Source organism: Wenzhouxiangella sp. YN1 (assembly GCF_056324145.1).
The window spans coordinates 24,034-41,459 of record NZ_JBJNIO010000148.1 but is presented as its reverse complement, the minus strand read 5'-3'; the positions used below and the strand labels follow the sequence as shown (position 1 = coordinate 41,459).

Below are 17,426 nucleotides of genomic sequence, written 5' to 3'. Positions count from 1 at the left end.
GCAGCGGCACTTGCGGGTGCTGACGGTGGCCGGGGCGGCCAGCGGGTGCACGACAAAATGATAACGCAGAGGATGGGTATTCATGACTGAAACACGAAAGTGGCTGGTGAGCGGACGCGTTCAGGGCGTCTCATTTCGCGCATCGACGCGCCGGCAGGCCGAACCGCTGGGTCTGTCCGGACATGCCGTGAATCTGCCCGACGGCCGCGTGGAAGTTGTTGCTGCCGGTCCGGTTTCGGCGCTCGAAGAGCTCGAGGCCTGGCTTGCCCATGGCCCACCGGCGGCGCGCGTCGACGAACTGGTGCGGACCGCAGCGCCCGCGAACGTGCCTGCGGGTTTCACCACCGGCTGAAGCGTGTTGCCGCGCCGGGTTCAGAACAGGCTGGTCTGGCGCACCGGGCGAAAGCTGGTTCGGTGGATGGGGCAGGGGCCGTGTTGTTCCAGCGCGGCCAGATGCGCCGCCGTGGGGTAGCCCTTGTGGCGGTCGAAACCATACTGGGGCCAGCGCGCATGCACGGCGAGCATCAGTTCATCCCGGTGCACCTTGGCCAGGATGCTGGCCGCAGAAATGGCGCGATCGATGCGGTCGCCGCCGATCACGGCCTGGGCAGGCCAGGGCAGCGGCGGGGCGCGGTTGCCGTCGACTCGCACCAGCACGGGCTCAAGCGCGAGCGCGTCGAGCGCCTGGCGCATGGCCAGAAAAGTGGCCTGGAGGATATTCACCCGATCGATTTCAGCCGGCTCGACCACGCCCAGCCCCCAGCTCAGCGCCCGCTCGCGGATGATCTCGGCCAGCGCCTCGCGCCGCCGGGGGCTGAGTTGCTTGGAGTCGGCCAGGCCATTGATGGGCCGTCGGCGCTCCAGAACCACCGCGGCGGCCACAACCGGGCCGGCCAGGGGGCCGCGGCCGGCTTCGTCGACGCCGGCAATCGGTCCGCTGCAGATATCAGCGCCGATCATGGTCAATCAACTCCAGCAGGGCACGAGCGGCGTTCTCACCGGCACCGGCGGCAAGTTCGTTGCGGCAGCCGGCGGCGGCCTGTCGATAGGCATCGAGGCGGGCCGGATCGTCGATCCAGGCCAGCGCTTCGCGACCCAGCGCCTCGGGGCGTGCCTGTGCCTGCACGAACTCCGGCACCAGGGCGCATCCCTGGAGAATATTGGGCAGGGCGATGAACTGCGAGCGTACCAGGCGCAGACCGCGCAGCAGCCAGTAGGTGGGCGCTGCCAGGCGGTAATAAGCCACCAGCGGACATTCGAGCAGAAAGGCTTCAAGCGTGGCCGTGCCCGAAGCCGATATCGCGGCGTCGGCCGCGGCCAGGCCGGCACGCGTGCGCTCGCAGACCAGCTGCACCCCGGCCCTGGCCAGCTCCGGCCCGGCGAGCGCCTGCACCTGATCGCGCTGAGCCGCGCGCGCCAGCAGCATGGTCAGCTTCAGGTCCGGGCGCTGTTGTCGCAGCCACAGGGCGGTCTCCGCCAGCAGGCGGGCATGGTTTTCGATCTCGCCGCGCCGGCTGCCGGGAAGCAGGGCAATGTGAGCGCCGCGTTGCCGGTCGGCGCGCTGCTGGCGCTGCAACAGCAGCGGCGAGGCTGCAATGTCGTCGGCCAGCGGGTGGCCGACGAAACAGCTATTGAGGCCGTGGGCACGAAACAGCGCGGGCTCGAAGGGAAACAGTGTCAGCAGCAGATCGGTGGCGCGCGCCACCGAGGCGGCTCGGCCGGGGCGCCAGGCCCAGACGGTCGGGGCCACGTAATGCACCGTGCGCTGCCCGCGGCGCTTGAGCTGGCGCGCGAGGCCCTGGTTGAAGTCCGGAGCATCGATGCCGACGAACGCGTCCGGCTGCCAGGCCAGGATCCGGTGTCTGAGCGTGCGGCGGAAGCGGAACAGCCGCGGCAGGTGGCGCAGCACCTCGGTCAGGCCCATGACGTTGAGCTCGTCGAGATCGAACCAGGTGTCGACGCCTGCGGCGCGCATGCCCTCGCCGGTCACGCCGGCCAGCTCGATATCGGGCCGCTGCTCGCGCAGGTGTCGGGCGAGGCTGGTTCCCAGAGTGTCTCCGGAGGCTTCGCCGGCGACCAGCACGATCCGCGGAGGGCGGTCGTTCATGCTGGCAGTTTCAGCGCAGCAAGCCGCGCTGGCTGCTTTCGATCGACGCGATCATCAGCTCCAGCTCGGGCTGCTCGCCCGCGCGTGCGCGCAGTTCGTTGACGGCCTCTTCGCGCGGCAGGCCCTTGCGGTAGATCAGGCGGTAGGCCTCGCGAATGTTGCGAATCTGCGCGCTGTTGTAGCCGCGGCGCTTGAGCCCTTCGGCGTTGATGCCCCGCGGTCGCGGCGGCTGCCCGGAAACCATCACGTAGGCAGGAACGTCCAGGTTGACGCCGCCGTACATGCCCAGAAAAGCGTGCGCGCCGATACGGCAGAACTGATGGGCGCCGGAGTAGCCGGCGAAGATCACCCAGTCACCAACGATCACGTGGCCGGCCAGGGTGGCGCCATTGGCAAAGGTGGTGTGCGAGCCCACCTGGCAGTCGTGGGCGATGTGGCAGTAGGCCATCAGCCAGTTGTCGTCGCCGATGCGGGTCACGCCAACGTCGTCGGAGGTGCCGCGGTTGATGGTCACATACTCGCGTATGGTGTTGTCACGGCCGATCTCCACAGCGGTGTCTTCGCCGTCGTATTTCTTGTCCTGTGGAGCTTCACCGATGGACGCAAACTGGTAGATGCGGCAGTTGCTGCCGATGCTGGTGCGCCCGCCGATGACAACATGCGGCCCGATCCAGCAGCCGTCGCCGATGACGGCCTGTGGCCCGATGACGCTGTAGGCGCCAATGGCGACATCGCTGCCGATCTGCGCGCCTTCTTCGATGATGGCGGTGCGGTGGATCATGGCGTCGGGTCGGGACGTGCGGCGCACAGGAGCTCGGCGCTGGCGACCGGCTTGTCGTCCACCAGCGTGGTGGCTTCATAGATGCCCATATTGCGCATCAGCCGTTTTTCGGTAACCTCGAAGATCAGCTGATCGCCGGGCACGACAACCCGGGTGAATCGGGCCTTGTCGATCTTGACCAGATAGTAGAGCCGGTTGTCACCGCCGGTCGCCGCGCGCGCCAGATGCGCCAGGCAGCCGGCGGCCTGAGCCATGGCCTCGAGCAGCAGCACGCCGGGCATGACCGGGTGCCCCGGAAAGTGACCCTGAAAGAAGGGTTCGTTGATGCTGACATTCTTCAGTGCTCGGATGCGCGGCGGTTTGTCGAGCGTGTATTCCAGCACCCGATCGACCAGCAAGAAAGGGTAGCGGTGGGGCAACAGTTCAAGAATTTTCTCGATGTCTACCTGCGGGGAGTCATTCATTGTTTGATGGCTTTGTCGTTCGGAAATGATTGTTCAGGATGAATTACGCTCCAGCCGGCGCAGGCGACGCACCCAGTCGTCAAGCTGCCCCAGCCGGACCAGGGTTCGTTTCCAGCGCGCGTGGGGCCGGGCCGGGATGCCGGAGCCGTATTCTCCGGGCTCGGTGATCGATTCGAGCACCGTGCTCATTGCGGTCACCACCACCTGATCACAGATGCTCAGATGCCCGCCGATGCCGCAGGCGCCGGCAACCATGCAATAGCGTCCGATCGTGGTCGATCCGGCAATGCCCACGCAGCCGGCAATGGCGGTATGCGCGCCAATGCGCACATTGTGGGCGATCTGGACCTGGTTATCCAGACGCACGTCTTCGGCCAGCTCGGTGTTTTCGATCGCGCCCCGATCGATGGTGGTATTGGCGCCGATCTCACAGTCGTCGCCGACCACGACCGCGCCCAGCTGCGGCACCTTGATCCACTCGCCGGCCTCCATGGCCAGGCCAAAGCCGTCGGCGCCGATCACCGCGCCCGGGTGCACCAGCACGCGCCGGCCCAGGCGGCAGTCGGGCCCCAGATAAACGCGCGCGACAAGGCGAGTACTCTCGCCGACGACGGCGCCTTCGCCGACGACGCAGCCCGGCCCGATCACGGCATCGCGCTCGATTCGGGCGCCGGCAGCGATGCTGGCATGGGGTCCGATGCTGGCCGTTGCGTCGACCTGAGCCCCGGGGTCAACCGCGGCCATGGCGTCGATGCCGGCGCGGGCGGCTTTCTGTGGATGCAGAAAGCTGCCGACGCGCGCCCAGCTGGCGTAGACGTTGTCGCTGATCAAGGCATTGCCCTGCCACCGCCCGGCCAGCGGCTCGGCGATGATGACCGCACCGGCGCGACAGTCGGCCAGCTGCGCGGTATAGGCCGGGTTGGCCAGAAAGCTGACGTTTTCCGGCCCGGCGTGCGCCAGCGTGGCGAGCGAGCTCACGCGATGGTCGGGGTCGCCGCGAAGCCGCAGGTCAAAGCGGTCGGCCAGGGCCTTGAGCGTGGTGGTGTGCATACGCGCTTCCGGATGAGTGTTACTGGCTGTGTTGTTGTGGCTGCTGGCTCTGGAAGTCCTCTTCGAGCCAGCGCAGGATGCGCTCGGTCACGTCGATGCGGTTGGAGGCGTAGGCCACCGGGCTGGTCAGGATCAGGTCGAAATCGCCGGCTTCTGCCACTTGCCGCACGGCAACCTCGATGGTTTCCTCGAGCGCCTTTTTTTCGGCGTTGGTGCGAAAGCGCAGCTCCTCTGCCAGGTCCTCGCGTCGCCGCTCGATGGAGCGCTGCAGGTTGCGGATTTCACGCTCTTTTTCAAAACGCTCTTCCGAGCGCAGATCCACGGCTTCGGCGAGCTCGGCCTCCAGCCGTTCGAGGCGGGCCTCATCGGCCAGCAGCGACTCGTTGCGGGGGCTGAACTCGCGGTCGAGACCTTCGCGCGCGTCGACGACCTGGGGCGCAAATTCAAACAGCCTTTTCATGTCGACGTAGCCGATGCGCAAATCCTGCCCGAGGGCAGCGGCAGATACCAGTACCGCTGCCGCGAGCACGAACAGCCGAACGCGCAGTCCGGTGATGGCCTTGAATACTCCCGCCCGTTTCATGCCCGCTCAAGGCTAGAAGGTGTTGCCAAAGGAGAACTGTATGACCTGGGTTCGGTCTCCATCGCGCTTCTTCAGAGGTGTGGCTACGTTGATGATAATCGGCCCGACCGGCGCTTGCCAGGTCAGGGACAGGCCAGTGGAGGCCCGCAGCAGGTCGGTTTCGAAGCTGTCGAAGTCGCGGTAGACGTTGCCGACGTCGACAAACCAGGCCAGGCGAGTGCCGCTGGCCTGGATGTTGGGCAGGGGGAAGGCCAGCTCGACACCGCCGATGACCTTGAAGTCACCGCCGACTGAGCGACAGAACGAATCCTTGGGGCCCAGCGAGTTGTCGTCAAAGCCGCGAATGTCGGACACGCCGCCGCCGTAGAAGTGCTCGTAAAAGGGCAGGCCGGCGTCGTAGGTGACCACCTCGTCGAGCTGGCAGCTGCGGCGCAGGTTTTCCTTCAGCTCCGGCTCGACCGGTTCGATGCCCAGGTCGCGGTCGTAGTTGTCGTAGGAATCACCGTAGGCCAGGTCGCCCTTGACGCTGAATGCCATGCCGCTGCTGCCGATGGGCCAGTACTTGCGGAAGCGATAGTTGGCGCGGTAGAACTCCCGCGTGCTTCCGGGCAGGGCCACTTCACCGCCCAGGCGGTGCAGCGAACCGTGGGTCGGGTTGAGGTAGTGGTTGCGGCTGTCTCTGGACCAGGTGCCGCTCATGCGGTAGGTGGTCACGCGGCGCTCGCTGGAGGACAGCTCACCGTCGAGGTTCTTGTCCAGCGTGATTGCCAGTGGCCGCTCGGCCGGAATGCAGTAGCGGAAATTGTCCGGGTCATCCGGATCGGCGTCAGGATCGATCAGGCAGGCTCCGCCGCGCATGTTGATGTCGACCTGCTGCACGCCCATGCCGAAGCGAAGGTAGTCGACTTCCGAGATCGGGTAGCCCAGGTTGACCCCGGCGGCCGCCTGACTGGTGGAGAATGACGAGATGTTGGCCCGACCCTGATCAAACTCGGTGTACTGGGCATAAAATCCGCGCGAGACCCCGTCGTCGGTGTAGTAGGGGTTGGTGTAGTTGACGGCGGCCTGGGTGTAGATGCTGCTGCGGCTGACCGAAAAGCCCAACCGCCGGCCCGAGCCGAGGAAGTTGTTCTGCTGCACCGAGATCGAGGTGATCAGGCCCTGAATCTGTGAGTACCCGAAGCCGATCTGGAAACTGCCCGAAGGCTGCTCCTCGACGCTGATGATGACGTCGACCTGGTCGTCGGTGCCTTCGACGGCCGGTGTTTCGACGTTGACATTGTCGATATAGCCCAGCCGTTGCAGGCGGAGCTTGGATCGGTCGATGGCCGCCTGGGAGAACCAGGCGCCTTCGAACTGACGCATTTCGCGGCGCAGCACCTCGTCCTTGGTCTGGGTGTTGCCCTGAAACTCGATGCGGCGCACGTAAACCCGCTTGCCCGGGTCGACAAAGAAGTTGAGCTCGGTTTCCAGGGTGTCGCGGTTGACCCTCGGCACCGGGTTGACGTTGGCGAAGGCGTAGCCGATGTTGGACAGTACGCTGGTGATGTTTTCGATGCTCTGCTCGACGCGCTTGCGCGAAAACATGTCGCCGGATTCGATCACGACCAGTCTGCGCATGGTCGGCTCGGGCAGGATCATCTCGCCGGTCAGAACAACGTCACTGATCGTGTAGACCTCGCCTTCACGGATATTGGCGGTGACGAAAATGTCCTCCTTGTCCGGGCTGATCGAGACCTGGGTGGATTCGATCGAAAAGTCGAGATAGCCGCGGTCGAGGTAATACGAGCGCAAGGTCTCGAGGTCGCCGGAGAGCTTTTCCCGCGTGTACTTGTTGGCGCCGCGCCAGAAGAACAGGCCGAGTTTGCTGTCGGACTCGAAGTCGTCGCGGAGCTCCTTTTCGGTATAGGTTTCGTTGCCGACGATATTGATATGGCGGATACGCGCCTGCGAGCCTTCTTCGACCTCGATGCTCAGATCGACCCGGTTGCGCGAGAGCTCATCGACGTTGGCCTCGACCTCCACGGCGTAGTAGCCGCGGCTGTAGTATTGCCGGATCATTTCCTGGCGCACGCGGCTGAGCTCGAGCTTGTTGAAGATCTCGCCTTCGGCAATGCCGATATTGGCCAGGGCCGGCATCAGATCCTCGTTCTTGATCTGCTTGTTGCCGGTGATGCTGACAGACGAGATGGCCGGGCGCTCCTCGACCGTGATGACCAGCACGTTGCCCTCGCGTGAGAGGCTGACGTCGTTGAAGAATCCGGTTTCCCACAGATCGCGGATGGTGCTGCGCGCCAGGGTGGGCGTCATCGTGTCGTCGACTTCGATCGGCACGTAGCTGAAGACGTTGCCTTCGGAAAGCCGAAGCAGCCCGTCGACCCGGATGTCGCTGATGCGGAATGTCTCGGCTGACGCGAGGCCGGTGACGGCGAGCAGCATCAGCAGCAGGCAGATTCGTTTCATGTCGGGTGCGTTCCGGTTGGGTGTTTCAGCATGATCCTGTGCTCAGGGCGTGCTGCAGTTTATGAGAAAACGCGTAACAGATCGTTAAATATCGCCAGGCCCATGAGTCCCACGACCATGAGCATGCCGAGATACTGGCCCACAACCTGCGTTCTTTCGGACACGGGAGACCCCTTGACCAGCTCCACAAGGTAATACATCAGGTGGCCACCATCCAGGATCGGAATCGGCAGCAGGTTGATGATGGCAAGCGAAAGGCTGATCAGGCCCAGAAAGAACAGAAATCGGGAAAATCCCAGCTGTGCCGAAGATTGCGCCATCTGCGCGATCGTGATCGGGCCAGAGAGGTTGCGCAGGCTGGCGCTGCCGGTGATCATCCGGCCGAGCATGCCGAAAGTGGCCGCCGTGAGCCGACCGGTTTCCGCAAAGGCCTGGCCTGCGGCCTCGACCGGGCCGTGGCGCAGCACCGTGAAAGCGCGCTCCATGTCCTTGCGCACGGCCGCATCGGGTGGCGGTGACTGCACGCCGATCACCGCTCGGCCCTGGCGCAGTTCCGGGGTCAGGCTCAGCTCGCGGCGGCTGCCGTCGCGCTCGATCTTCAGGCTCAACTCGCGCGCCTGATTCTTGTCATCCAGGCCGTGGGCCGGGATCAGCCGGGCGACATCACGCCAGCCGCTCACGGCCTCGCCGGCGACGCTGACAATCCGGTCACCCGCCTTGAGTCCGGCGCGGTCGGCGGGTGTATCGGCGCTGACTTCGCCGATTACCGATGGCAGATCCGGCTGCCAGGGCACCAGCCCGATGGCCTCGAGCGTGCGTGCCTCGTCAAAGTCGGTCGGCAGCTGATCAAGCGGCAGAACGAGCGGGCGACGACTGCCGCCTGGGCGTTCGGCGACCAGCTTGACGCTGTCGCCATCGAGCGCGCGCGGCATCAGCGCCAGCAACACATGGGTCCAGGTTTCGGTGGTCTTGTCGCCCACCTGAACGATCAGATCCTTGCGCTCCAGCCCGGCTTCGGCGGCAATGCCCGTGGCCTCGCCGACCACCGGCCGCGTTTCAGGTATGCCAACCACGAACATCAGCCAGAAAGCGGCGAGGGCAAAGATGAAGTTGAAGGCCGGGCCGGCGGCGACAATGGCCATCCGCTGGCCCAGGGGCTTGCGATTGAAGGCCTGGTCGATTTCTCCGGCGGCGACGGGCGCTTCGCGCTCGTCGAGCATGCGCACGAAGCCGCCCAGCGGGATGGCGGCGATGCGGTATTCGGTCCCGTCACGAGCGGTGCGCGACCATAATGCCGGGCCGAACCCGACCGAGAACTGGAGCACACGCACGCCCGCGCGCCTGGCCACCCAGAAGTGGCCAAATTCGTGAAAGGTCACCAGCAGGCCGAGTGCGACGGCCAGCCAGAGCAGGGGACCGAGAATATCGAGCATGATCGGGGCGCTCATCCGAGCCGGCAGGTTGCCGACTGTAGCAGTGTTCGTTCAGTCAAGCGCGACATTGTACCGGCTGTGGGCGGGCTCTGTCGCCAAGCAGAGCGGGCGGCCTGCAAGGCGCGCCCGTCAATGGCCGTGTCCGCTTGCTGTGCCGCAGGCTCAGAGCAGCCCAGTGTTGGCGGCATGCAGCACCGCCAGGGTAAAGAAGGGCACCGCCGCCGACATGCTGTCGAAGCGATCGAGAATGCCGCCATGGCCGGGCAGCAGTGCCGAGGTGTCCTTGAGGCCGCGCTGGCGCTTGAGCAGGCTGATGAACAGGTCGCCGCCCATCGAAATGATGGCAATGCCGCAGGCCAGCACGGCAAGGCCGAAGAGATTGAAAGGCCCGAGAGGGAAGAGCGCACCCGCGACTGGCGTCAGGATGGCGGCGGCGAGCAGCCCGCCCAGCGCGCCCGATCGCGTTTTACCGGGGCTGATGGTGGGCGCGAGCCTGGCGCCGCCGAAATGGCGGCCGCTGAAGTAGGCGCCGGTGTCGGCCGCGGCGATGGTGGTCAGAAGCAGGCATACCCACCAGGGCGAAATCTTCTGCAGCAGACTCAGACCCAGCCAGGCGGCGAGCAGAATGGCGCCGAGCACGATCAGCTTGAAAACGATTATCGCGGGTGCCTGTGACCGGCCAAGCCCCGGCCGCGAAAGCCAGGCCAGATTGAGCAGCCACAGCAGACCAACGGCCAGCAGCAGCCAGCCAGGCTCCAGGGCAAGGGCATGCACCATGAACGCCAGAGCACCCAGGCCAACGGCGTAGAGCCAGCGCCCCGCCGCCTGGTCGATGCCTGCCAGCCGAGCGGCCTCCCAGCCGCCCAGCAGCGGCAGCACCGCACCCGCCAGCACGGCGAATGCCGCCGGCGGCAGAAAGAAGACGCTCAACAGGCCGACGATGGCCATGGCCACGGCGGTGACAACGCGCAGTCTAAGCACTTTTTACCTGGCTGAGGCCGCCAAAGCGGCGGTCGCGGCGGGCGTAATCCGACAGGGCGGCGCGAAAGTGTTCTGCGCCAAAATCGGGCCACAGAACATCGGTGAAGTAGAGTTCGGTATAGGCCAGCTGCCAGAGCAGGAAATTGGATAACCGGCGTTCACCACCGGTGCGGATGAACAGATCCGGGGGCGAGTTGGACGTCGGCGTGAGCATGGCGGCGAAGCGCTGTTCGTCGATCGATTCGGGTTGGCAGTCGCCTTCGGCTGCCTGTCGGGCCAGTGCGCGGGCCGCCTGCACGATGTCGGCGCGGCCGCCATAGTTGACCGCCACGTTGAGCCGCAGCGCCGCGTTGCCGGCAGTGCGCTTTTCGGCCCGCAGCATGCCCTCGCGCAGGGTGCGGCTGAAGGCCGAGCGATCGCCGATGAAGTGCAGCGCCACGCCGTGGTCGTCGAGCTCGCGAATTTCACGGTTGAGCGCACGCAGGAACAGATCCAGCAGTGTGCGCACCTCGGATTTCGGTCGGCTCCAGTTTTCGCTTGAAAAGGCGTAGACGGTCAGCGCCGGAATGCGGTGACTGAGCGCCGCCTGAATGGTGCGCTTGAGCGCGTCCGACCCGGCCTCGTGGCCGACCGAGCGCGGTTGCCCCTGGCGAGACGCCCAGCGACCGTTGCCATCCATGATGATGGCAACGTGGGCCGGAACGGAGGCGGAATCGGACAAGGGGACCTCAGATTTCCATCAGCTCCCGTTCTTTCTCCGCGACGAGGTCATCGACCTGACCGACATATTTATCGGTCAATTCCTGAACCTGCGTTTCGCCGCGCCGGACGTCATCCTCTGACAGCTCCTTTTCCTTTTCATACTCCTTGAGCTGATGGTTGGCGTCACGGCGGATGTTGCGAATGGCAATCTTGGCGTGCTCACCCTCGCCCTGGACAACCTTGGCCAGCTCGGCGCGGCGCTCCTCGTTGAGGGCCGGCAGCGGCACGCGGATATTGCTGCCTGCTGTCGTTGGGTTGAGGCCCAGATCGGAGGTCATGATGGCCTTTTCGATCGTCGGCACCATGGACTTGTCGAACGGCACCACGCTGAGCGTGCGCGCATCCTCGATGCTGACGTTGGCGGCCTGATTGAGCGGCGCCTGAACGCCGTAATAGTCGACCGTGATGTGATCGAGCAGGCTGGGGTGGGCCCGGCCGGTGCGAATCTTGGTGAGTTCATTCACCAGCGCGGCAACGCTTTTCTGCATGCGCGCGTCGGCATCCTTTCTGATCTCGTTGAGCATGGCCTTACCTTGAATAGTGAGAACCTGTGATTGAGCCTGGCAGTGGCGGCGCAGTCTGCATCTTCCGGTGCAGGGTCAGCTCACCAGCGTGCCCACGTCTTCGCCGCGAATGATCCGGCCCAGCTCACCCGGACGATGAGTGTTGACAATCCGGATCGGCATGGACTGCTCGCGACACAGCACGATGGCGTTGGCATCCATGGCCTCGAGCTTGCGCTCGATGACCTCATCGTAGCTGATACGGCTGTAGCGGGTGGCTTCGGCGTTGGTGATCGGGTCGGCCGAATAGATGCCGTCCACCTTGGTGGCCTTGATCATCAGTTCGGCACCGACCTCGACGGCGCGCAGGCTCGCTGCCGTATCGGTGGTAAAGAAGGGGTTGCCGGTGCCGGCGGCGAAGATCACCACGCGATTCTTTTCAAGGTGACGCACGGCGCGCCGGCGGATGTAGTCCTCGCAGACATCGCGCACCGAAACAGCCGACATGACGCGAGTGGTCACATCGGCTTTTTCGAGCGCATCCTGCAGGGCCAGGGCGTTCATGACCGTGGCCAGCATGCCCATGTGATCGCCGGTAATGCGATCGATGCCCGAGGCTGCCAGGCCCTTGCCGCGAAAGATGTTGCCGCCACCGATCACGATGCCGATCTGGACGCCGGCGGCGACAACATCGGCTACCTCGCTGGCAATGCGCGAAGAAATCTTGGGATCGATGCCGTAATCGAGTTCGCCAAGCAGGGCTTCACCGCTGAGCTTGAGTAGAACCCTTTTGTAGTGGGTGGTCTCGTTCATGGTCAGCGGTTACTCCCTGTAGTCTCGGTTGGTCGAGCGCCGGCTGGCGCCTGCAGGCATTTCTACTGGCTGCCTTTGGCTTGTTCCATGACCTCGGCGGCAAAGTCGTCTTCCTGCTTCTCGATGCCTTCGCCCACCTCGAGGCGGACGAAGTCCTTGATCGAGGCATCCTTGCTCTTGAGCAGCTTGCCTACCGTCTGGTCGCCGTCCTTGACGAAGGGCTGGCCGGTCAGGGTGATCTCGGCGAGGTGCTTGTTGAGGCGTCCGCTGACCATCTTTTCGACGATTTCGGGCGGTTTGCCGCTGTCCTCGGCCTGGGACACCAGGATCTGCTTTTCCTTTTCCATGACCTCGGCAGGCACGTCCTCGATGTCACGATAGGCCGGATTGAGCGCCGCGATGTGCATGGCCAGGTCGCGGGCCAGTGCCTCATCACCACCTTCCAGGGCGACCAGTACGCCGATCCGGCCACCGTGAATGTAGCCACCCAGAGTGCCGCCCGCGGCTGAAAGCTTGGCCATGCGGCGCACCTGAATGTTTTCGCCCAGCTTGGCGACGAGCTGCTTGGCTGATTCGGCGACCGTCGAGCCGCCCGCCATGGTGGCCTTGTTGAGGGCCTCGTCGTCGTCGACCGTCAGGGCCAGGCCGGCCACTTCTTCGGCAAAGCCGCGGAAGTTGTCGTCCTTGGCCACAAAGTCGGTTTCACAGTTGATCTCGACCAGGGCCGCCTGATCGCCGGACTCGGCCATGACCACCGCGCCTTCGGCGGCCACCCGATCGGACTTCTTCTCGGCCTTGGCCAAGCCGCTCTTGCGCAGCTGCTCTACGGCGGCGTCCATGTCGCCCTCGGTGGCGACCAGTGCTTTCTTGCACTCCATCATGCCGGCGCCGGTGCGCTCGCGCAGTTCCTTGACTTGTGATGCGGAAATACTCATTGCTCTTTCAAAGCTCCTTGCAAATCGGATTCGATCAGGACTCGCTGTCTTCGTCGTCAGCCTTGACCGCAGTCTTCTTGACCACTTTTTTCTTGGCGGCCTTCTTCTTGCTTGCCGTTTTGGCAGCCTTGGCTTCGCCTTCGTCGCTGGCTTCAGCGGCCGGGGCGTCGGCTGCGGCGGCTGCCTCGTCAGCGGGCTCAGCGGCTTCGGTCGGTGCCTCGGCCGTCGGCGCTGCGGCCGCGCTTTCTTCGGGCTCGGCCCGCGCGGTCGTCTTTTTCTTGGCGGTCTTTTTGGTTACCGCCTTCTTGCCGGGGCTGGCCGCCTGGATGGGGTTGCCTTCGGCGTCGAGCTCGACGAACTCGTCGGCGTCGCCTTCACCCGGCTGCGGCACCGAAGCCCGGCCTTCCAGAACGGAGTCGGCGGCCAGCTGGGTGTAGAGACGAATGGCGCGAATGGCGTCGTCGTTGCCCGGAATCACGTAGTCGACGTTGTCCGGGTTGTGGTTGGTGTCAACCACGGCGACGACCGGGATGCCCAGCTTGCGGGCTTCGGCCACGGCGATTGCCTCGTGGCCGGTGTCAATGACGAACATGGCGTCGGGCAGGCCGTTCATGTCCTTGATGCCACCCAGGCTGCGCTCCAGACGATCACGTTCGCGCGTGAGGTCGAGCACTTCCTTCTTGACCAGCTTTTCGAACGTGCCGTCGGTCTCCATCGCCTCAAGCTCCTTGAGGCGGTTGACCGAGCCACGCACGGTACGGAAGTTGGTCAGCATGCCGCCAAGCCAGCGGTGTGAGACATAGGGCATGCCGCAGCGCTGCGCTTCTTCGGCAATGGCCGTGCTGGCCGCGCGTTTGGTGCCAACGAACAGAATGTTGCCGCGTCGGGCAGCCAGTCCGCTGAGGTAACTCATGGATTCCTTGAGAAGCGGCAGCGATTTCTCAAGGTTGATGATGTGAATCTTGCCGCGAGCGCCGAAGATGTAGGGGGCCATCTTCGGGTTCCAGTAACGCGTCTGGTGGCCGAAATGAACGCCGGCTTCAAGCATCTGGCGCATAGTGACATCAGGCATGGTAATACTCCATTTTTCATGGACAAGACGCCCGCCCGCAGTATGGTTTCGGGTCGGCTCGGCGGAACGCGCTTTGTCCGGGGTTTAGGCCTCCGCTGACCCCATGCGGCGATCCTCGTCCCCGGGTACAGGAACGGGACAACCCCGACGCATGTGTCGATCAGCGTGTGTTTTAGGTTCTTCGCCTGACCTGGTGGGCAGGCAAATCCAGCCAATTATACCGGAGTGCATCCTTGCCGTGCAAGGACACATGCTGCGCCGCCCCGGCGCGTGATGTCGGCATTCCCCGACGGCAGTGTAATATGCCCCTGGGAACACGAGATCGGTTTGCCCGGCCCGAAGTCGCCGACGACAGGGAGACAAACATGCAGGATCCAGTTCAGCCAAGCGGGGATTCGAACGGTAGCAGCGGTGCTGAGCAGAGTATCGAGGTTCCAGCAGGCACCGAGTCGCCGCCTGTCACCATCACGGTCGAGCCCGGCGAGGTCGGAGTCACGCAGGCCGCAGATGCGGCATCCGTAGCCCACGTCCCCGGCTGGCTGCCGCCGCAGCTTGAGGGCGCCTGGGAGTTTCTGGCCAATTACCCGCCGGTGCTGGCTCTGGCGATAGCCCTGACCGGCGTGACGCTGGCCGTCCTGGGCCGCTGGTTTGTTCTGTTCTGGGGCCGCAAGCTGACCTCCCGCACGCGTACCGCGCTCGACGAGCAGTTGCTCAGGATCAGCGCCAACGCTGCCGCGCTGATTCTTTCCTATCTGGCCATCGTGCTCGCCATTCAGGTGCTGGGTCTGGGCAAGACGGCCGAAATGGTCCTGACCCGCATTGCCTTGACCCTGCTGGTGCTGCGCCTGATCGTATCCGCGCTCAAGGCCGGGCATGTCGGCCTGGAGATTCTCGGCGGGCTGGGCCGGCGTTTCGCCATCGTCGAAGCACGCACCATGCCGCTGTTCGATCTGATCATGACGGTGCTGGTCATCGGCGCCGGCGCTTACGCGCTGTTGCTGGTGTGGAATATCAATCCGACCGCCTGGCTGGCGTCAGCCGGGGTGATCGGTCTCGCCGTGGGTTTTGCCGCACGAGATAGCCTGGCCAACCTGTTTGCCGGTTTTTTCATCATCGCCGATGGCCCCTACAAGCTGGGTGACTACGTGGTACTGGGCAGCGGTGAGCGCGGCGAAATCACCAAGGTCGGCATCCGCTCGACGCGCATTCTCACCCGCGACGATGTCGAGATCACCGTGCCCAACTCGATGATGGCCAACTCGCAGATCTACAACGAGTCGGGCGGCAAGTGGGAGCGCTTTCGCATCCGCATCAAGATCGGCGTGGCCTACGGCAGTGACGTTCATGAAGTTGTCGAGGTGCTCAAGGCCGTTGCCGGCGACCATGAGACCGTCTGCAAGGATCCCGAGCCGCGGGTGCGCATGCGTGGCTTTGGTGATTCCAGCCTGAATTTCGAGCTGCTGTGCTGGGTGCGCCGGCCAGTCGAGCGTGGCCGGATCACCCATGAGCTCAATATGGCGGTCTATGACGCGCTCAACGCCGCTGAAATCGGAATTCCGTTTCCGCAGCGCGATGTGTGGGTGCGGGATGCCGGCACGCCGGGCCGGCCGGGTCGCCCCGACAACGCCGGCTGAGGTCACCCACCCCATTGGGCTGGTTCGCCGTGTTCAGTCGCGCGTGAGCCGGCCCACGATTTCGTCGAGCGCAACATCCTCGTTGTCGCCGCCGCGCCGGCGGTATTCGACAATGCCCTTGTCCAGGCCGCGATCGCCAATGACGAGCTGATGTGGAATGCCGATCAGCTCGGCGTCGGCGAACATCACGCCGGGGCGCAAGGCGCGGTCGTCGAGCAGCACTTCCAGGCCTGCTGCGCTTAGCTCCTCGTAGAATTTCTCGGCCTGCTCGCGCACGCGATGCGACTTGTGGCCATTGACCGGCAGGATGGCGACCTGGAAAGGCGCCATCGGCTCAGGCCAGATGATCCCGGCCTCGTCGTGGTTCTGTTCAATGGCGGCGGCCACGATGCGTGAGACGCCAATGCCGTAACAGCCCATCGTTGGATGCACGCCACGACCGTTTTCATCCATCACCACGGCGTTCATGGCCTCGGAATACTTGCGGCCCAGCTGGAAGATATGGCCCACCTCGATGCCGCGGATGATCTCGAGTGTGCCGTCGCCTTCGGGGCTGGCATCGCCGGCGACGACGTTGCGCAGATCAGCCACCTCGGGCAGGGCGACGTCGCGCTCCCAGTTGATGCCGAAATAGTGCTTGTCCTCGACGTTGGCGCCGGCGGCAAAGTCGCTCATCTGCGCTACCTGACGGTCGACCACGCAGGGAAGCGGCAGCTCGACCGGGCCCAGGCTGCCGGGGCCGGCGCCCACTGCGGCGCGGATGTCGGCCTCGGTGGCCATCTGCAGCGGCGCGGCCACCCAGGGATGCTTCTCTGCCTTGATATCGTTGAGCTCGTGGTCGCCGCGCACCAGCAGGGCCACGAATCCGGCTTCACACTCCTCGCTGGCCTCGACCACGAGCGTCTTGACCGTTTGTTCGATGGGCAGGTCGAACTGCTCGACCAGCTCGGCGATGGTCTTGGCTTCGGGCGTGTCGACCAGACGCATCTCTTCGCCCGGTTCGGCGCGCTCGCCGGTGGCCACGGCCTCGGCCAGCTCGACGTTGGCGGCGAAAGTGCCGCCGGGCACGTGCGCGATGGCGTCCTCGCCGGAGTCGGCAAGGACGTGAAATTCGTGGCTGACGGCCCCGCCGATGGCGCCCGAGTCGGCCAGAACCGGTTTGAACTTCAGTTCCAGGCGCTCGAAGATGCGCGTATAGGCGTCAAACATCACCTGATAGTACTCGGCCAGGCTGGCGTCGCTCATGTGGAAGGAGTAGCCGTCCTTCATCAAGAATTCGCGCGCGCGCATCACTCCGAAGCGCGGGCGGATCTCGTCGCGGAATTTTGACTGGATCTGATAGAAGCACATCGGCAGCTGCTTGTACGAGCGCAGCTCCGCGCGCGCAAGTTCGGTGATGACCTCCTCGTGCGTCGGCCCGAAAGCGAACTCGCGCCCGGCCCGGTCGGTGATCTTGAGCAGCAGCGGGCCGAAGTCTTCCCAGCGGCCGGTTTCCTGCCACAGCTCGGCCGGCTGAATGGCGGGCATCAGCATTTCCAGCGCGCCGGCGGCATCCATCTCTTCGCGCACCACCTGCTCGACCTTGCGCAAGACTTTCAGGCCCAGCGGCGTCCAGCTGTAAATGCCTGAAGTGAGCTTGCGGATCATGCCGGCGCGCAGCATCAACTGATGGCTGACGATCTCGGCGTCGGCCGGCGCTTCGCGTCGGGTAACCAGGTGGAAACGGGAGGTTTTCATGGGATTTCGGCCTGTCCGGCTGTTAATCGGCAATGAGTCAGCGCGGAATTCTAGCAGCCGGCGGGCGGGGATTTGCGCCGGCAGCAGGAAAGAGCGTGGTCGGCTGCA

Annotated in this window: 16 protein-coding genes and 1 pseudogene; 2 read left to right on the top strand and 15 right to left on the bottom strand. The window is 64.7% G+C overall.

What is annotated here, in order from left to right; translation table 11 throughout:
• The first annotated feature begins 82 nt into the window (after window positions 1-82).
• Complete coding sequence (locus ACEWQZ_RS08995; protein ID WP_476482753.1) at window positions 83-352, top strand: acylphosphatase; 270 nt, start codon at window positions 83-85, stop codon at window positions 350-352.
• Window positions 353-372: 20 nt separating this feature from the next.
• Here ACEWQZ_RS08995 and rnhB read toward each other — a convergent pair whose 3' ends face one another.
• From rnhB to rpsB, 14 genes and pseudogenes are all read right to left on the bottom strand, one after another.
• Window positions 373-960, bottom strand: coding sequence for a ribonuclease HII (gene rnhB / locus ACEWQZ_RS08990; RefSeq protein ID WP_476482752.1), 588 nt, complete (start codon window positions 958-960; stop codon window positions 373-375).
• Complete coding sequence (gene lpxB / locus ACEWQZ_RS08985; RefSeq protein WP_476482751.1) at window positions 947-2,107, bottom strand: lipid-A-disaccharide synthase; 1,161 nt, start codon at window positions 2,105-2,107, stop codon at window positions 947-949. Before lpxB ends, rnhB begins: the two co-directional genes overlap by 14 nt.
• A 10-nt stretch (window positions 2,108-2,117) precedes the next feature.
• Entirely contained in the window at window positions 2,118-2,888 is a 771-nt protein-coding gene (lpxA, locus tag ACEWQZ_RS08980; protein ID WP_476482750.1) for an acyl-ACP--UDP-N-acetylglucosamine O-acyltransferase, read from the bottom strand.
• The gene (fabZ, locus tag ACEWQZ_RS08975; protein WP_476482749.1) at window positions 2,885-3,352 is read right to left on the bottom strand and encodes a 3-hydroxyacyl-ACP dehydratase FabZ; all 468 of its coding nucleotides are present in this window, start codon (window positions 3,350-3,352) and stop codon (window positions 2,885-2,887) included. Before fabZ ends, lpxA begins: the two co-directional genes overlap by 4 nt.
• Window positions 3,353-3,385: 33 nt before the next feature.
• Entirely contained in the window at window positions 3,386-4,402 is a 1,017-nt protein-coding gene (gene lpxD, locus ACEWQZ_RS08970) for a UDP-3-O-(3-hydroxymyristoyl)glucosamine N-acyltransferase (RefSeq protein WP_476482748.1), read from the bottom strand.
• A 19-nt stretch (window positions 4,403-4,421) separates the two neighbouring features.
• The gene (locus tag ACEWQZ_RS08965; RefSeq protein WP_476482747.1) at window positions 4,422-4,985 is read right to left on the bottom strand and encodes an OmpH/Skp family outer membrane protein; all 564 of its coding nucleotides are present in this window, start codon (window positions 4,983-4,985) and stop codon (window positions 4,422-4,424) included.
• 12 nt (window positions 4,986-4,997) lie between these two features.
• Window positions 4,998-7,448, bottom strand: coding sequence for an outer membrane protein assembly factor BamA (gene bamA / locus ACEWQZ_RS08960; protein WP_476482746.1), 2,451 nt, complete (start codon window positions 7,446-7,448; stop codon window positions 4,998-5,000).
• Window positions 7,449-7,507: 59 nt separating this feature from the next.
• Window positions 7,508-8,896: an RIP metalloprotease RseP gene (gene rseP, locus ACEWQZ_RS08955; RefSeq protein ID WP_476482745.1), complete on the bottom strand. Its 1,389-nt coding sequence runs from the start codon at window positions 8,894-8,896 to the stop codon at window positions 7,508-7,510.
• A 147-nt stretch (window positions 8,897-9,043) separates the two neighbouring features.
• Complete coding sequence (locus ACEWQZ_RS08950; RefSeq protein WP_476482744.1) at window positions 9,044-9,862, bottom strand: phosphatidate cytidylyltransferase; 819 nt, start codon at window positions 9,860-9,862, stop codon at window positions 9,044-9,046.
• Window positions 9,855-10,583: a polyprenyl diphosphate synthase gene (gene uppS / locus ACEWQZ_RS08945; protein ID WP_476482743.1), complete on the bottom strand. Its 729-nt coding sequence runs from the start codon at window positions 10,581-10,583 to the stop codon at window positions 9,855-9,857. Before uppS ends, ACEWQZ_RS08950 begins: the two co-directional genes overlap by 8 nt.
• Window positions 10,584-10,590: 7 nt before the next feature.
• A complete protein-coding gene (frr, locus tag ACEWQZ_RS08940) occupies window positions 10,591-11,148 on the bottom strand; it encodes a ribosome recycling factor (protein WP_476482742.1) in 558 nt (185 codons plus the stop codon).
• Between the two features lie 75 nt (window positions 11,149-11,223).
• Window positions 11,224-11,940, bottom strand: a complete 717-nt coding sequence (gene pyrH, locus ACEWQZ_RS08935; RefSeq protein WP_476482741.1) for a UMP kinase — start codon at window positions 11,938-11,940, stop codon at window positions 11,224-11,226.
• Between the two features lie 62 nt (window positions 11,941-12,002).
• A complete protein-coding gene (gene tsf / locus ACEWQZ_RS08930) occupies window positions 12,003-12,875 on the bottom strand; it encodes a translation elongation factor Ts (protein ID WP_476482740.1) in 873 nt (290 codons plus the stop codon).
• Window positions 12,876-13,215: 340 nt separating this feature from the next.
• Window positions 13,216-13,947 (bottom strand): annotated as a pseudogene (gene rpsB, locus ACEWQZ_RS08925) (30S ribosomal protein S2); the annotation flags it as partial.
• 365 nt (window positions 13,948-14,312) lie between these two features.
• Between rpsB and ACEWQZ_RS08920 the strand changes: the two are divergent.
• Window positions 14,313-15,581, top strand: coding sequence for a mechanosensitive ion channel family protein (locus tag ACEWQZ_RS08920; RefSeq protein ID WP_476482739.1), 1,269 nt, complete (start codon window positions 14,313-14,315; stop codon window positions 15,579-15,581).
• A gap of 33 nt (window positions 15,582-15,614) precedes the next feature.
• Here ACEWQZ_RS08920 and ACEWQZ_RS08915 read toward each other — a convergent pair whose 3' ends face one another.
• Entirely contained in the window at window positions 15,615-17,318 is a 1,704-nt protein-coding gene (locus ACEWQZ_RS08915) for a proline--tRNA ligase (RefSeq protein WP_476482738.1), read from the bottom strand.
• Window positions 17,319-17,426: the final 108 nt, after the last annotated feature.

Coding starts and splice junctions, on each gene's coding strand:
- ACEWQZ_RS08995 (WP_476482753.1), top strand. CDS start 83: ATGACTGAAACACGAAAGTGGCTGGTGAGCGGACGCGTTCAGGGCGTC.
- rnhB (WP_476482752.1), bottom strand. CDS start 960: ATGATCGGCGCTGATATCTGCAGCGGACCGATTGCCGGCGTCGACGAA.
- lpxB (WP_476482751.1), bottom strand. CDS start 2,107: ATGAACGACCGCCCTCCGCGGATCGTGCTGGTCGCCGGCGAAGCCTCC.
- lpxA (WP_476482750.1), bottom strand. CDS start 2,888: ATGATCCACCGCACCGCCATCATCGAAGAAGGCGCGCAGATCGGCAGC.
- fabZ (WP_476482749.1), bottom strand. CDS start 3,352: ATGAATGACTCCCCGCAGGTAGACATCGAGAAAATTCTTGAACTGTTG.
- lpxD (WP_476482748.1), bottom strand. CDS start 4,402: ATGCACACCACCACGCTCAAGGCCCTGGCCGACCGCTTTGACCTGCGG.
- ACEWQZ_RS08965 (WP_476482747.1), bottom strand. CDS start 4,985: ATGAAACGGGCGGGAGTATTCAAGGCCATCACCGGACTGCGCGTTCGG.
- bamA (WP_476482746.1), bottom strand. CDS start 7,448: ATGAAACGAATCTGCCTGCTGCTGATGCTGCTCGCCGTCACCGGCCTC.
- rseP (WP_476482745.1), bottom strand. CDS start 8,896: ATGAGCGCCCCGATCATGCTCGATATTCTCGGTCCCCTGCTCTGGCTG.
- frr (WP_476482742.1), bottom strand. CDS start 11,148: ATGCTCAACGAGATCAGAAAGGATGCCGACGCGCGCATGCAGAAAAGC.
- pyrH (WP_476482741.1), bottom strand. CDS start 11,940: ATGAACGAGACCACCCACTACAAAAGGGTTCTACTCAAGCTCAGCGGT.
- tsf (WP_476482740.1), bottom strand. CDS start 12,875: ATGAGTATTTCCGCATCACAAGTCAAGGAACTGCGCGAGCGCACCGGC.
- ACEWQZ_RS08920 (WP_476482739.1), top strand. CDS start 14,313: ATGCAGGATCCAGTTCAGCCAAGCGGGGATTCGAACGGTAGCAGCGGT.
- ACEWQZ_RS08915 (WP_476482738.1), bottom strand. CDS start 17,318: ATGAAAACCTCCCGTTTCCACCTGGTTACCCGACGCGAAGCGCCGGCC.